We start from the raw sequence: 14,752 nt of genomic DNA, 5'->3' as shown, positions 1-14,752 counted from the left end.
TCGCCTGCCATGGCCTGCTTGCCCGCGCAATTGGCCCATCAGTCTATCGCCGCCACTAGCCCTCTCTGGCAAAATCGGCGGCATGACTTCGCATCCGAATCTCGATCAATTAAACCCTGAAGAACTGCGTGCCTTGGCGGCGCAGTTGATCCAGCGCGTCGAGACGATGGACAAGCAAATCACTCATCACAAGTCGGTCAACGAGAAACTGGCCCACGAGATCGCGCTGCTCAAGCGCTTCAAGTTTGCCAAGCGCAGCGAGCAGTTGAGCCCGGATCAAGCCAGCCTGCTCGACGACTTGATCGATATGGATATCGCCGCTATCGAAGCCGAACTTGAGGCGCTGCAACCGGCACCTGTCGAAGCCAAAGTGCGCCAGCAACCCAAGCGCGCACCGCTGCCACCGCAGTTTCCTCGCACACTGATCCATCACGAACCGGACAACCGCCACTGCCAGTGCGGCTGCGCCCTCAAGCGCATCGGCGAAGACGCCAGCGAAAAGCTCGACTACACGCCCGGCGTATTCACCGTCGAGCGTCACATCCGTGGAAAGTGGGCCTGCGAACAGTGCGAAACGCTGATCCAGGCGCCGGTACCGGCGCAGGTCATCGACAAAGGCATCCCGACAGCTGGCCTGCTGGCCCACATCATGGTGGCCAAGTTCGCCGACCATCTGCCGCTGTATCGCCAAGAGAAAATCTTTGGCCGCGCCGGGCTGCCCATCGCCCGTTCGACCTTGGCGCAGTGGGTGGGCAACTGCGGCGTGCAATTACAGCCGCTGGTTGATGCGCTGCGCGAAGCCGTGCTGACGCACGGCGTCGTTCACGCCGACGAGACGCCGGTACAAATGCTGACGCCTGGCGCGAAAAAAACTCATCGCGCTTACGTCTGGGCCTATGCCACCAGTCAGTTCTCCGGCCTGGCGGCGGTCGTTTACGACTTCAGCCCGAGCCGCGCTGGCGAACATGCCCGAGCCTTCTTGGGCAGTTGGAACGGCAAGCTGGTCTGCGATGACTTTGCCGGCTACAAGGCAGGCTTTGAACTGGGCGTTACGGAGATCGGCTGCATGGCCCATGCCCGCCGGAAGTTCTTCGACTTGCACGCGACCAACAAGAGCCAGGTCGCCGAAAAAGCGCTGCACTACATCGCGGCCTTGTACGACGTTGAACGAGAAGTCCGAGAGCTGGAGCCGGGTGATCGGCAGCGAATACGGCAGGAAAAAGCAGCGCCAATCGCCGACGCACTTCATATCTGGATGACCGCCCAAAGACAGCTTGTGCCTGAGGGTTCGGCCATCGCCAAGGCGCTGGATTACAGCCTCAAGCGCTGGATAGCGCTGATGCGCTATCTCGATGACGGTGCTGTGCCCATAGATAATAACTGGTGCGAGAATCAAATCCGGCCGTGGGCTCTTGGGCGCTCGAACTGGCTGTTCGCGGGCTCGTTACGCAGCGGTAAACGTGCGGCGGCGATCATGAGTTTGATCCAGTCGGCGCGGCTCAACGGGCATGATCCGTATGCTTACTTGAAGGATGTTCTTACACGCTTGCCTACACAGCGGGCGAGCGAGATTACTGAGCTTCTGCCGCATAAGTGGACGTCCACCTAATCGCTGAGCGTATTACCGAACACCTTCCTCTTTTGCCAAATAGAGTAATGCAATGGAACGTGAAAAAATCGATGCAGCATTAAAGGAGCATGTCATCCCTATCCTTCGCAGCATGGGGTTTAAGGGATCGCCTCCCCATTTTCGCCGCAATACAGGACAGCAAATTGATCTGATCACGTTTCAATTTGATAGGCATGGAGGGGGATTTGCCATTGAGGTAGCTGTTAGCCCCGCAGAGGGAGTGACTATGTCGTGGGGTGAACAGATCCCGCCAACAAAAGTGGTCGCGGCACACCTGCATCCGAATAAGCGTATCCGTTTAGGGGCGGTTATGGGAGGCGATCACTGGTTCAGATATGACAATAAAGGAAACAGTACTACTCGGTTCGCAGATACGGCCCGCGAGGTTCAGCCTTACCTGAGCGGCGAAGCATCTGATCACTGGGCCAAAGGCCCCCTCCCGGACACCAAAAGCTCATAAATGCTCCACCGCAACCGTCAACAGGGGCGTCTTGCTCGCGCCATCGGCCTAAGATGATTCCGTCAAGACGTGTCTACCGGACGGTTACTCTTCAACCAACCAAGGGCTGGTAAGCACTAAACTTTGATCGCGGCGGGCCGCGTCGATTGCCAGCTCAGACTGGTCAAATTTGAGGCTGCTGGAGAAGCTATCGGGGGACATGCCAACCGATGATAACCATTGAGACCAGTTAGCATGAGACGTCATGCGCGACGGAGAGCGCTTTAAGTAATTGCTTTAGGGAAATAAGCTTAACAGCCTTCGGCAGGAAGCTACTCATTAGCCTGCATCAGTTCCAGAGTGATTTGATCTGGCCCGGTCACATATACAACTAGAGTTCCCTTGCGTGCGCCTGCGGGAATCGCTTGAGGCTTGCCTCTTGCTTTCCAGCCTGCTTGCTCAATGCGTTCGAGTACGGCGTATATGTCCTGCACTCTCAATGCCAAATGCGCTGAACCAATCGCTGATGCCGTAGGTGGAGTGATACCGTGGCGTTCACCCTGCGAATATTCCAGCAACTCTACTCGGCTGCCATCCGGGCCTTTGACTATCGCCGTTCGCACGCTCGGATCGGCGGTGCCGGTTACTTGCAAAATGAATGATCCGCCCATTTCCGACTGACGCTCAAGAGTGAACCCAAGTCCAATTGTCCAGAAGCGAATGGCTTCTTCCAATGAACTGACTGCGAAGCCAATATGATCGACGGCATGCACCATGTGGTTAGAATTCATCAAATGATCCTTTAAAGGTTCACGGGCCAAATAGGGAGGTGAGCTTGCGCATCCAGCTGTTACGGCCAAAACACAGAAAATAAATGTGTGAGGGGTACGCATAATCAGGCCAATCCAAGAGAAGCAACATTTGCGATTTTTAGACATTGAGTATTCCTCTGACCGGTCTTATTCTCCATTAGGCATTCAGGATATGGCTACCTCGGATATGACATTGGATAACGTAAACCAGCCATGAACCGCGCGCTTATGCCACTGTTGGCGATAGAGCAACGCGACCGGGCGATCCGCGAAACGGCGCCCCACACTCATACGAAAGGCCAACTAATCGCAAGCCTTGCCGGCCTGCTTTCCGTCAGCACTGACGGCGGCTCATGGGTAGTGCCGGCTACCCATGCCATTTGGATACCTCCCCGTGTCGCACACGCGATGATGTCACATGGCGCTTTTGCAGGAGCGATGGTCTATATCGCGGAGCAAGAGTGCGGGATCCTGCATCAAATGCCATGCACATTTAGGGTCAGCAGTTTGCTGCGCGAAGCGATAAGCCGCGCTGCGTCGTGGGGACAACCACCCCGCAACGAAATGGAGTCGCGGGTTGCAGCAGTCATCTTAGATGAAATTGCTACCTCACCCGCTGAACCCATCGGTCTGACGCACCCCAATGACCCGCGCTTGAGGCGTATCACCGATGCGATACTTGCTCAGCTTGATGACAATAGATCACTTGAGGATTGGGCTGCTTGGTCAGGTATGGCACCTAGAACACTTGCCCGGCGTCTGGTCGCTGAAACCGGTTTTAGTTTTTCTGAATGGCGACAGCGTGCGCGCACGTTGCGCGCTATTCAACTATTGGTCGAGGGGATGTCAGTGACGACAACGGCGATTGAGCTTGGCTACGAAAATATTAGTGCTTTCATTGCCATGTTCCGTCGGATAATGGGTGTTACGCCAGGACAATATGTGCGTGCGCAGACACTGATTAGCAAAGAGGCAATTTCTAGATCAAGTTGATGGGTGTAAGAACCGCTGTACCATCCAACCCGATTCTGCACGCTACAGGCTAGACCTTCAACCATGTGCTGGAACAGATGAAGAAAGAAATGCCAGCCACTTCAGGAGTCGCCAGAGCATCAGTTTTCTTTTAACTGGTGGGGCACTCACGCTGCACTCAGCTGGCGCTTGTAACTTCAACCGTGCTAGTTGCGTATTCCCCCCAATACCACCACAAGCACTCTACGAGCTGTTCGTTAGTGCATTGGCTCAGGCATAACGTTAGTGTACGCGAAGTCCATGCTTCGCCTAATTGTGCGGCGCTAAGTGCTAAGGTGCTTTTGTAGAGAGCGCTGCGCGCACCACGCGATAGCCTTGCGTACGCCGCAATGATGTCCATTGGGAAAAGAGAACAGATTTATTTCTCTGTTCTAAACGTCCGCTTCTGGCCGATGTGGGATCTTCGTGAGAGGCAGCAGTCGATGCGTTCAATGTGAAGGACCTTGGAGCCATTTTTTGACGATAGCGTGATATGTGCCATCTTGCTTGATCCGATCCAATTCTGCCCTAAACCGTTCTACGGTTGCGTCTGGCGTAGCTGGACTGAAGGCCATGTACAGTCCTTCTTCACTTGATAGCTCGGGTAACGGCAGTGAACGCACCATCGTCATTTCAGGATCATCCCCATTCTTGCGCATAAGGTGAATGGCGTTGAGCTCATTGGAGATCCACAGCTCAACGTGATCGACCTTAAGCTTGCGGTAAGTGTTCTCGTACATGCTGCTAGACAGTAACTCTTTGCCCACCTGGAACCCGTGGGCCATCATGTACTGCTCACCAACGTCCTGTTTGACAGTCGCGATGTGATACTGACGTGCATCGTCGAGTGAATTCAGCCAAATAGGTCTTTCGGACAGACTGAACAGAAACCACCTCGTCGGTGCGATGGCTCCGACCCATTTGAAGAGATGTTCCCGCTCTTGGGTTCTTGCCATCGAATAGATCAGGACGTTGTCGGAATGTTGCGCTAAATCATAGGCGCGAGCCCAAGGCAGAATCTCAATCTTGGAGTTGAGCCCGAGACCGGCCATAACTGCTTGCACGATTTCCGTACTCAGGCCTGTGACCACTCCGTTTTCTGCCATGTTGTATGGCGGCAATTCCTCAGTGACAACCCGAATCGGCGCTGTAGCCGGATCTGAGGCGACGGAGATGCCTGAGGCAGCGAGTAAGAGGAAAGCGCACAACTGCCTTAAAAGCGGGGAGAACATTTTGCACCTGTGTACGCGCCGAATCCTGTGGGTAAGTCGGACTTCATGAACCTTAGGTATTGTCTGTCTTATAGGCATTAAGGCTCGTTCTCACCTTAGGAGTTCATCCACATGAAACCTGAGTGTTGGCTTGCACGTACCTTTGAAGGCTGTCGCTGTATGTACGCAAGGGGAGTAACAAAAACGTAGATGCTTGTTTTCATGTGTGCTGCTACCCCATCGCGAGAGAGCGTTGTTACGAGCACCCCATCCCTTGTTGAAAACATCACAAGTCGCGCGGGTTGAGCACCTACGCGCAAGATTATGCACCGTTACTCGCGGGATGAGCTAGAGGAGTGAGCTAAGTAAGCACGCCAATAACCGCACTAACCAGCGCTGCCGCCATGTTGTCTTTGTTGACTATGGCGTCGGGATGGTCTCGCTGAATGATACTGATAGGCACGCTGGCTACAACTGCATCCTGTGGTTCCTGAACCAAGCACTTACCACCAGCTGCTGCCACTGTGTTGGTGTCCCTGGACGCCGCCGCAGTCTCCGCCTGAAAGAACAACGCAAATAACGCGTGGCCCAAATACCTCCGCCGCCGTAGTGGTCGCGGTAGGGACGGCAGTTACCTGCCGCCCCCCGCTCAGATCCGTACGTGCGGAACTACCGCATACGGCTCCTGCCTTGAGTACGTGACGCGAAGCGATCCTCAGGGTAAGGATGTGCATTCTTAGCGATCCCGCGCTCAACACTGGCCCAATGGGTCGGACAGACCGGTGTACAGCTTCAGGCACTGGTTGATGCTTTGCGAGAAGCGGTTCTAGCGCAACGAGTGCATCACACGGATAGAAAAAAGGAAGATGCCATGGACGCAGTAATCCGGCTTGCCAAACTTGCCGATATCGATGCGATTTTAAGATTCGAACCAGTGTTCGGGAAAATCACTTATTGAATCGCCCCTGATTTTCTAGACGCCTTTGACTGGCTCCTTTTGGCCGATAGCTGCCCGTCACGAACGGCAGTAATCGGCCAATAGCGGTCGTTTCTCATGGAGCTGCTTCCGGGCGGAACACTCATCCGAATATTCTACGAACCCGAGTCCCGTTGAAGCTGATTGAGGAGTCGCGCATTACTAAGGCTATTTGCTACCATCAGGAAAATTCAATAATCGTACGGAACGGATGCCTTATGTCCCCCATCACTAGCTTACATTTCACAGATCCTGCTGCTGCAAAAAATATCCAGCTTTTATATAAGCGCTCTGAACTTACTCCTTTCTTTGGCGCGGGCCTTACAAAAGATTGCAAAAGCTACAAAGGTACAGTTCCCAACGCAGAAACGCTGATGGAAGGAATCAAAAATATTTGCATCCAAAACTGTACAGAGGAAGCACTGATCCCCCAAATCAAAAGCATCAACAAACTCAAAACCGCCTTTTCCATGGTGGCGCGGCCCGATCTTTTTCCAAGTACATCAGCGACTAGATATTTTGAGTCTCTATTCTCAAAAGTCAAACTGACTAACAGCAAAAAGAAAATCATAGACCTCGACTGGCCAAATATTTTCACATTTAATATCGACGATGCTATCGAGAGTTATGCGCCGAAGTATTTCAAGGTACTGCCTCACAAACCGATTACATACGAAAGCCTTACCACTCGTAAGTGTCTATTCAAGATACATGGCGACATAACCGAATACTGCGCCCATCCTGACACGAAGCTGATTTTCACTTGGCATGACTATACCGATAGCGTCACTAGCAACAAATCAATGCTTACATTTCTCGGAAACCTCGCGAAAAATGGGTCGCTATTATTTATTGGGTGCAGCCTCGACGAGGAAATTGATCTTCAGCTTCTATCGCACAAATATAGTTTCTCCAATTCAATTTTTCTCAAAAAATCAAAGCCCAGCTTGATTGATGAAATGACATTGAGTAGTTATGGCATATCAAATGTAATTTACTTTGATGAGTACGATCAAATATACGAATGGCTCTATGACACACTCGCGCAAGTAGAGATAGAGTCGCGAGTGAAAAACTTGAACATCGTAGAGACACCTGGAAGTGAAATACTGAAGCACATTGCAAATGGAGGACCAGTAATCAAGTTCAGTGAAGACGAGCTTGAAGCAAGTATTCCGTCATGCCTAGTTCAGCGAACCGCTTTAGGTAGTGCCAGAGTCCCACTTATAAAAAATAACATTAGCATAATTACGGGCCGAAGGTTTTCAGGAAAAACAAATCTACTATTGCAAGTATATTTGGAGTTAAAGGAGTTTAATGTTCATTTTTTCCCATCAACCAGCAGTTATTCTAAGGCTGTAGGTCGTGCAATTAAGGACTCGAAGGATACTATATTTCTGTTTGACTCTAATAGCTTGAGCCATAACGACTTATCGGATCTCCTGACATTAAATCTTGAACCAACCAATAGAGTTATTATAGTAATATCAAAATCAGACCTTGAAAATTTCAAGAATATTTTCGATAGGAAACAACAAAAATATTATGAGCTTTCGATTAGTCACTTGTTAGACGAGTCGGAGACTCAAAAATACAACATAAATTTAAATAGATTAGGATTGCCAACCATACAGGCAAACGAAAGTCTTCTAGATTTTTCTTACCGCGTCCACACAGAATTCAAAGGCGAAATCGGACCTTCCAAAATATTTGAAAATCCTTTGGATGATGATGCCATTAAAATTGGGTTGCTTTGTGCAGCTTTTGAAAAGGCAACATCTAGCCAAGTGTATGCTGTTAATCCGTACTTGGCTCCGGATGACTTTACCAAAAAATACGAAATACTATTCGACGCCGAGCGCGAGATCTCAGGCCCTGGCAATATAATTGTGAGTAATTCAAAGTCATGGCTAATTAATGCAATAAGAGACATAGCCAGGCAAACCCCCGCTAAAATGGTAAATTTAACAGCGGAACTTGTGCGAGCGCTATACGATGCCGGCCTTAAAGACTCCGCCAATACAATTATTCGATTTGACAAGCTAAACGATATATTTTCACGAGATCAATATGGTGCAGCAAATTTAATTCGCAATATTCATAGCGCCCTAAGCGATACATTTGGTGACAGCTCTCACTATTGGTTGCAGATGGCTAAATGCGAACTTATGGCTGGCAAGAGCCAGTCTGAGATTGATACAGGGATAAGGCACGCAAAAAAGGTTAGGCTGGATAATGCAAGGTTGAAGAATGAGACTTATTACAGCGCAACGCTAATACTTGCGCAGTTATATGGTGGGAAATATGACATGACCAAGGACTCTGCCTTGCTTACTGAAATACTCGAACATTATCTCGAATCATTTGAGAATCAAAGCAACAATCAATCGTACATTCAAAAAATCATCGCTAAGTTTGATTATGGGCGCCGGGATGTTGTCAATCGCTCCCTTACTGATCTTTTCAACTCTAATGGCGAGTTTGGCTTGATGAATCGAGAAAAAATCCAGAAACTTAAATCTTATTTAGAAGTTTCACGTCGCTGATGTATTGTTTTTCCTGATTTTTACGTGGGTGCGGAGGTGCCGTAATCAAAGGACAAACGCCCGATTATGTCACCTCCCCATCAAGCCCATAAGGGCGATAGTGCCCACTTAAAATAGTGGATTCCATTGCCCCATTTTCAGGATCACCATTTTCAGCGCACCAGCATAGAGGTCCGCTTCTGGCCCAGAGTGTGTAAAAACGCAGTTGCCGTTTTGAAGTCTGCGTTGCTACGTAAAATCTGCCAGCAGACCTGAAATTTGCGTAGGAACGCGATTTTCGTTCTGATTCTGGCCGTTAAACTTGCTCTAAAACGTTTTTACACAGTCTCGGCCGGAAGCAGCCCTTTGTGACAGGCGTTATCGGCCAGAAACGGACGCTAAGCTCAAGATAGTCACGCGCGGCTCAAAGGTTGGGCTATGGCAAGGCTCAGCAAATCAGCATCAAGCAACCGTTCAGCTTCCAAGTCGAAGGGCAACACCCACAACCGCAGGCCACCGCCGAAATCAAAAGGCGGTAGTGCTCGTTGGAAAGCCTCGCGGCGCGGGTAGATCAACACTAACTCGCCATGTCCTTGTAGATACTTCTGACCATAGGCAAACAACTGATAAAAGTCGTTTTGGCTCAAGCCATACTTTTTTTCGCGATCATCGACATTTAAACGTTTCCACTTAGTGTCTAGCACCCAACATTGACTGCCCTGGCGCACGAGTAAGTCCGGCTTTAGGCGGAACATACTCCCATGGTTGTGCTCACACAGATACTCACTAGAGGCTTGAGAGGTGAGCTTAGTCTCCGGCGGTAATGAGCGGCGTAACCAGGCTTCGAAGTAGCGTTCAAAAAGCTTCTCCATAGGGAACAGCAAACTAATACCCTGCCACTCTCCCGCTACCGCAATCGGCATCTGCTGGTTAAGAATTAACTCGCACCAAGGCTTAATCGGCTCGTAATGGGCCATCAACCGATCAGTACCCCAAGTACGAAAATCTTCACGCACCAAACTGCTGGCCGGTACCTCATGCAGCAAACTGCGCAACTCATGGGCCAGCCTCCAGTTAGTTTGCTCTTGGGTGGCTTTACAAACGCGCTCTAGGGCCAACTTAAGCAAGCGATTCTCCGCTCGATCGGCTACGAAAATGTCATGACGTACCTGGAAGAATTGCTGCCGAGCCGGTGGCTGACGCATCTGCGCCACCACGTTTAGTTGGCCACGCAGATAACGCTGTTCTTCCTCTATGCGCTGATAATCAAAACGCATCCCACGCTTAATCAAATGATCAAATGCAGCTAAAAACTGCCCCATCACCCATTCGGACAAAGGAGCGTTGTACATCTCAAGGGCCGTAGGACCGACTTTCCGTGGCTTTAAGTCAAGCGAGCGCTGGATCATACGCCGTAACAACGCCCGGCTTTGTACTTCACAATCACCGTATTCAAAGTGCTTAGGCAGGATCTCCAAGCGCGTACCGCAGGGTGTTTCCAGCACGCCCACATAGCTATCTAGCCTCAACCAGTGGCGCCCTTCCACTTGCACCAATGCCGCGCCAGCCTTACTAAAAGACTCACTTCGCTTACACAACCAGTCAAACGCACTCGCTGAAACCTGAGCGCGATCTAGCGATGGCTCCACAGCATCAACCGTCAGCCTCGCGTACTCACGTACAGTTATTAACGTAATCAAGCGTTCACAACCGCTATCGCTTCGATCACCTTACGTCCCAGTGTCCGGGTGTTATGTAAGGATCCTTTGCCATTCGTAAGGGCCAGCCTTAGCTGCCCCGCAACATCACGAAGAACTGGTTTAGCGATAGGTAGACACTTGCCATCCTGCCATACTTCTATGGTGCCACTGCTTAATTGCCGAATGGTCAGTGCCCCGTATTCCGCCTGCTGCGCAATATCCGAATTGGAAGCAATTGCCTGATGGTCAATGATGCCTAGATAGGCTTCTAAACGCTCAAAAGCCTCTTCGTTAACACTCCACGGAAAGTTATGCGCGGGGAGGGCAACCTCAGCTCCAAATAGAGAGTCTGCTATCCGAGTAGCTTGGCTCAAAAAGCAGTATTGCGGTGCTTTGCGATGATCATTCAAGACCCAGTGAATGTGCTGCCAATCCTCGAAAAAATACTCCTGCAGAAGCGGCAGCACCTGATTGCGAAAGATCGACTCTAGCAGTTCCAGGCTGCAATCATTGATCAGAGGCATAAAGTAGGCGTGACCTAAACAATGATCACGGTCCAGCAACGCCTCGATACGCTGGTTCATTATCCGTAGCAACTGGCCGATATTGACTCCATCCACGGACACGCTATCTAGCAGCTCAGGTCGTGGTGGCATCTCATGGAAGGTGAAACGCCGACGTAGTGCGATATCCAAGCCGGCCAGCGATCGGTCGGCGGTATTCATGGTGCCTATCAGATACAGATTAGACGGGACACTGAATTGACTTTTTGAGTAAGGCAACACAACAGAAAGAGCTTCGTCTGCCCCAGCTCGCTTGGACGGCTCAATCAAAGTGATCAACTCACCAAAGATCCGCGAGATATTGCCACGGTTGATTTCATCTATGATCAGAACACGCGCATTTGTCGACACAAAACCAGGCACAAGCTCCTCACCCTGTACAGAGTCGCTCAATACACGTTCTACCAAAGCCGGCAATATGTTGTTGTAGCCATTGACTAGATAGGGCTCTAGTTTGGTTTCCGTGACTAGCTCAAAAACGCGCTTTTCACGAATATCCGCTAGGGTTAAGCGTTGCGCTCGGACGTAATCGGCAAGCGTATTTAACACGCTCATACCCAGCGGCAAGCTTTTTTCATTTGGCTTTCGAAGTTCAACTAATTCAGCTGATGCGCTAACCACTACATAACCTGAACCAAAACGATCACCCACCTTAAACGGTGCTGCGTGCTGACTTAGCTCCGGCACGGGTACTGCAGATCCCAACAAGCCACTCAGCTTGGCACTATCAATCGAGCCCTCTCGTAATTGATAGATGGTTGCCTGACTAAACGTCTTATTCATTAGCAATTCATACGGCAATGACGGTGAGTAGACCCGCAACCAATTCACCTTACGGCACTGCCCATACCCTTCTTCCGCATCTGCACGCTTAATCGCTTGATAATCGCTTGTGAATTCGCCGATGGCCCGGAATTTGTGATTACCATCGGTAACTACCACTAAATCACCGGGTTTAACCTTCAACAGAAAAGCAGCTACCGCCGTTATGTTGTATGCATCTGGAGCAAGCTTGTAGCCGGCCTCAGCGAAGCGTTGATGTATGGCTTGGCGATCCTTACAGCCGGTGAAGTCCACCTGTTCCCCGTAGCCCAGCAACGCATAGCCACTGCTTATACACTCATCGTAGATGTAGGCATCGTCGCCCAAAGTATTACCCAAGGACATCTTCCAAATACGCCGACCGCTAATGTCAATCGACGTCTGCGCCTGCTGTGTAACCTTGGCGACAGCAGCCTCGCAGAGGCTTTTAAATACACCGTCGACCACTTCATAACGCAGCTGACCGTCTTCACCGGTCTCTGCACGTAAGCCCTCAACAAAGTCTTCGTAACTAAAACTTTGGTGAAAGGTGGTAATGCGGATTTGTCCCTTAGCAACAAAATCATCGAAATGCGCTTTGCGCTCAAATCGCTCAGCGCCCAGCGTATCAGGTGCAAGTATTCTCAACGCTGCGTCAATGGTTTCGTAAGTTTTGCCAGTCCCCGGAGGGCCAAAGAGGATTTGGTTTAAAGCTGGGCTGTTGTTACTCATTTTGGCTCCATCCTCTTGAGCGTGAAGCGCGTTAATAGCGACCAAAGCTCTATTCAAATATTCTGCGAACCGCCGTACGGAAGGTCGAGTTGCGGCTGCGTGCTAAATCGGCAGTAAAGCAGTGTTCCAGGCAATGTGAAAGAGCAGTCCGAATCCCCTCGGGATTCTTAGATTTTGAACGACCACTTTTGGCCGACTCCGGCCTGATTCGGCAGATTCAAAGCGGTCGGCTAGCAGGTACTGGCGGTTGCTTCCAGCGTTCAGGTACGTCAATTTGAGCGTTGAATTACTTCTCCCAACCAGGAAACGGTGCCTACAAAACCTACAGAACTTAGTTTCGTAGGTTTTGTAGGTGGCTTTGATGGTCTTTTGAGTGCACCCGTTGGGTCAAGGCAACGTTTTTCGCCAGACATAGCGTGTCGATGGGCGGCCACCTTTCTCACCGGCAACCTCGTAGCCAACGATGAAGTCGTGTTCAACCAGAATTGCGAGCGCATTATTCACGGCGTCTTGCGAGCCCAATCCCGTCCAATCCTTCTGACGCACCTCTCGGGCAGTAAATGCCTCGGGCAATTTCTGCTGGCGCTCCAGAATCAGTCGCGCAGCGATTAGTGGTGCGTTGATTGCCGCTCCGTACAGCCGCTGGGCGTGGCTCATCAGGTAGTTCGCCCAGCTGATGGCGCGTTCAGTGGACTTAGCGGCCACGGCTTTTCGTCCGCCTTCAATCAGCTCAAATAGGAGGGCCAAGCCTGCAATGGTTTTCGGCATTTTCAGGTAATGGGATTGCAATGCGGGGTGAAGATGATCGCTCCGGCTTGCTTGCATGTGGGAGGTATACCAGGCGATAAACTTATCCTGCGCTTCTGGAGTAAATCTGAGGGCAGAGTGAGGCTCATCAGGTATCTGGTCGAGCTGTTCGATAACCTCCGAGACGCGCTCAGCGGCGATTTTGTTCGGCCAACGGTCGATATAGCGCCACTCTCGAACATCGTCGGGATATACCGCCAGCTGCAGGCGCTGAATCAGGCCGTCATCCAGTTCGCCGCTGACGGCAGCGTTTACGAGGGACGCAATTCGTGAGGGTTGAATTCCACCGATCAACGATAAACAACATGACTTGATATAAATGGTTCCTCGGCCAACACGGTCATAGGTGAATGAGCCGTTGCCGTCGAAACATTCCAAATAAAATGCTCGCGCAACCGAGCCATTTTCGCTCTGCATCGTTGCCAGCCAGCCCCCCAGCTCGTCACGCTCAACTACTAGGCCGTTTGGATTCTCGTTGAGCAGCTCGCCGAGTTTTTCGACCGTTGCGTCGTTGACGATGTAGCGCCGCTGGATTGGGGGCGGGTTCTCGCTTGAGTGACGTTTCAGTTCTTCCTGAGCTGCATTCTCGTCACCACCACTGTAAAGCTTTCTGGCTTTTAACCTGGCTGCATTGCGCTTCATGTCGTAAAGCTCGCTAGCGGCCTTGTGCTCGGCTTGAGCTTGGCTGTAGCGTTCTCGCTCTTTGGCATCCAATGCGCGCAATGGAAGCAGGGCTTGTTTGAGTGCAGGCGTTTTCATTGCAGACGGTCGTCCGATGATGATGCCCCACTGGTTTGGAACGACCATCCAGTCATCGTTTTGTTTCGGGTAGACGGTGAATTTGCGCCCGACTACGGTGCTGACTGCCACGATAAGCGCGACCCCAACAAAATCAGGTGGGCACTGGGTACGTTCAGCAACATCCCGCACGTACTCCTGAAGAGCAGTAGGCAATAGTTCATCACGCCAGGGTATGACCCTGGACAACCCGCTAGGGAGTGGCTTTGGCGCAATGTTAGGGTTCATGTATGCGGCAAGTGCCGGCGCGGGCATCTCTGCCAAGAACGATGGTATCTGCTCGTGTGTAGTCATTGCTCTTCTCGCCCGGCGAGATCCAGTGCGACATCATCACGCTCACTGATCTTGCGCTCCAGCCAGGCCTCGACCTCCGCGACGACGAAGTAGACCCCAGCCTGTTTGCTCAGACCAAATTTGATGGGGCGAGGGAAGCTGGGATCGATTTCGCGGAGCTTTTCGAGGCCGGAACGGCTCTTGTCAAAGCAGTGCTGCAGCGAGGTGTGGCTGATTAGGTATTTTTTAGGTGTATGTGTCGGCATGTGTGGGTCTCTGTGTTTAAACAGATACCGATTTAATACCTAAGGAATAGGGCTGTGGCGCGTTTTCAAACCAAAAAAGCGTCGGAAAAGGATTACCGACTTTCGCTCACGCTAAGCACATGCCAAGCCTGAGACGTACAAAAGGCGGGGGCATTTTTGGGGCAAACCACAGGCTAAAAGATGCCTTTCAATGCCAAATGGTTTTCGC

The 14,752-nt window shown here is 51.1% G+C and carries 10 protein-coding genes and 1 pseudogene; 5 read left to right on the top strand and 6 right to left on the bottom strand.

Features of this window, described 5'->3' with window-relative positions; genetic code table 11:
• Positions 1-82: 82 nt before the first annotated feature.
• On the top strand, positions 83-1,609 hold the full coding sequence (tnpC, locus tag LIY36_RS13375) for an IS66 family transposase (RefSeq protein WP_226455988.1): 1,527 nt from the start codon (positions 83-85) through the stop codon (positions 1,607-1,609).
• A 52-nt stretch (positions 1,610-1,661) separates the two neighbouring features.
• The gene (locus tag LIY36_RS13370; protein WP_130903563.1) at positions 1,662-2,090 is read left to right on the top strand and encodes a DUF4304 domain-containing protein; all 429 of its coding nucleotides are present in this window, start codon (positions 1,662-1,664) and stop codon (positions 2,088-2,090) included.
• A gap of 311 nt (positions 2,091-2,401) precedes the next feature.
• Here the strand turns inward: LIY36_RS13370 and LIY36_RS13365 are convergent, their stop codons facing one another.
• On the bottom strand, positions 2,402-3,007 hold the full coding sequence (locus LIY36_RS13365) for a VOC family protein (protein ID WP_226455932.1): 606 nt from the start codon (positions 3,005-3,007) through the stop codon (positions 2,402-2,404).
• 87 nt (positions 3,008-3,094) lie between these two features.
• Between LIY36_RS13365 and LIY36_RS13360 the strand changes: the two genes are divergently transcribed.
• Positions 3,095-3,874, top strand: a complete 780-nt coding sequence (locus LIY36_RS13360; protein ID WP_026067431.1) for an AraC family transcriptional regulator — start codon at positions 3,095-3,097, stop codon at positions 3,872-3,874.
• Positions 3,875-4,341: 467 nt separating this feature from the next.
• On the opposite strand, the gene LIY36_RS13355 is transcribed toward LIY36_RS13360, so the two are convergent.
• Positions 4,342-5,124 (bottom strand): substrate-binding periplasmic protein, encoded by a 783-nt coding sequence (locus LIY36_RS13355; protein ID WP_065910937.1) that lies wholly within the window; start codon positions 5,122-5,124, stop codon positions 4,342-4,344.
• A 703-nt stretch (positions 5,125-5,827) separates the two neighbouring features.
• Between LIY36_RS13355 and LIY36_RS13350 the strand changes: the two are divergent.
• Positions 5,828-5,956 (top strand): annotated as a pseudogene (locus LIY36_RS13350) (IS66 family transposase); the annotation flags it as partial.
• A 341-nt stretch (positions 5,957-6,297) separates the two neighbouring features.
• Entirely contained in the window at positions 6,298-8,625 is a 2,328-nt protein-coding gene (locus LIY36_RS13345) for an SIR2 family protein (RefSeq protein WP_226455931.1), read from the top strand.
• Positions 8,626-9,017: 392 nt separating this feature from the next.
• Here the strand turns inward: LIY36_RS13345 and LIY36_RS13340 are convergent, their stop codons facing one another.
• The 4 genes from LIY36_RS13340 to LIY36_RS13325 form a co-directional block, all read right to left on the bottom strand.
• Entirely contained in the window at positions 9,018-10,304 is a 1,287-nt protein-coding gene (locus LIY36_RS13340; protein WP_226455930.1) for an McrC family protein, read from the bottom strand.
• Positions 10,301-12,400 carry an AAA family ATPase gene (locus tag LIY36_RS13335; RefSeq protein WP_226455929.1) on the bottom strand — a complete coding sequence of 700 codons (2,100 nt, stop codon included), beginning with the start codon at positions 12,398-12,400 and terminating at the stop codon, positions 10,301-10,303. Before LIY36_RS13335 ends, LIY36_RS13340 begins: the two co-directional genes overlap by 4 nt.
• Positions 12,401-12,787: 387 nt before the next feature.
• On the bottom strand, positions 12,788-14,299 hold the full coding sequence (locus LIY36_RS13330) for a YfjI family protein (protein ID WP_226455928.1): 1,512 nt from the start codon (positions 14,297-14,299) through the stop codon (positions 12,788-12,790).
• On the bottom strand, positions 14,296-14,544 hold the full coding sequence (locus tag LIY36_RS13325; RefSeq protein ID WP_047280122.1) for a helix-turn-helix transcriptional regulator: 249 nt from the start codon (positions 14,542-14,544) through the stop codon (positions 14,296-14,298). Before LIY36_RS13325 ends, LIY36_RS13330 begins: the two co-directional genes overlap by 4 nt.
• Positions 14,545-14,752: the final 208 nt, after the last annotated feature.

The sequence above is a fragment of the Pseudomonas sp. AF03-9 genome, assembly GCF_020515815.1.
GTDB lineage: Bacteria > Pseudomonadota > Gammaproteobacteria > Pseudomonadales > Pseudomonadaceae > Aquipseudomonas.
Note: the sequence above shows the minus strand (reverse complement) of the source record. Positions and strands in the feature narration are given on the sequence as shown.

Bases quoted from the DNA above. Each gene is read 5' to 3' on its own strand.
- tnpC (WP_226455988.1), top strand. From the start codon at position 83: ATGACTTCGCATCCGAATCTCGATCAATTAAACCCTGAAGAACTGCGT.
- LIY36_RS13370 (WP_130903563.1), top strand. From the start codon at position 1,662: ATGGAACGTGAAAAAATCGATGCAGCATTAAAGGAGCATGTCATCCCT.
- LIY36_RS13365 (WP_226455932.1), bottom strand. From the start codon at position 3,007: ATGTCTAAAAATCGCAAATGTTGCTTCTCTTGGATTGGCCTGATTATG.
- LIY36_RS13360 (WP_026067431.1), top strand. From the start codon at position 3,095: ATGAACCGCGCGCTTATGCCACTGTTGGCGATAGAGCAACGCGACCGG.
- LIY36_RS13355 (WP_065910937.1), bottom strand. From the start codon at position 5,124: ATGTTCTCCCCGCTTTTAAGGCAGTTGTGCGCTTTCCTCTTACTCGCT.
- LIY36_RS13345 (WP_226455931.1), top strand. From the start codon at position 6,298: ATGTCCCCCATCACTAGCTTACATTTCACAGATCCTGCTGCTGCAAAA.
- LIY36_RS13335 (WP_226455929.1), bottom strand. From the start codon at position 12,400: ATGAGTAACAACAGCCCAGCTTTAAACCAAATCCTCTTTGGCCCTCCG.
- LIY36_RS13330 (WP_226455928.1), bottom strand. From the start codon at position 14,299: ATGACTACACACGAGCAGATACCATCGTTCTTGGCAGAGATGCCCGCG.
- LIY36_RS13325 (WP_047280122.1), bottom strand. From the start codon at position 14,544: ATGCCGACACATACACCTAAAAAATACCTAATCAGCCACACCTCGCTG.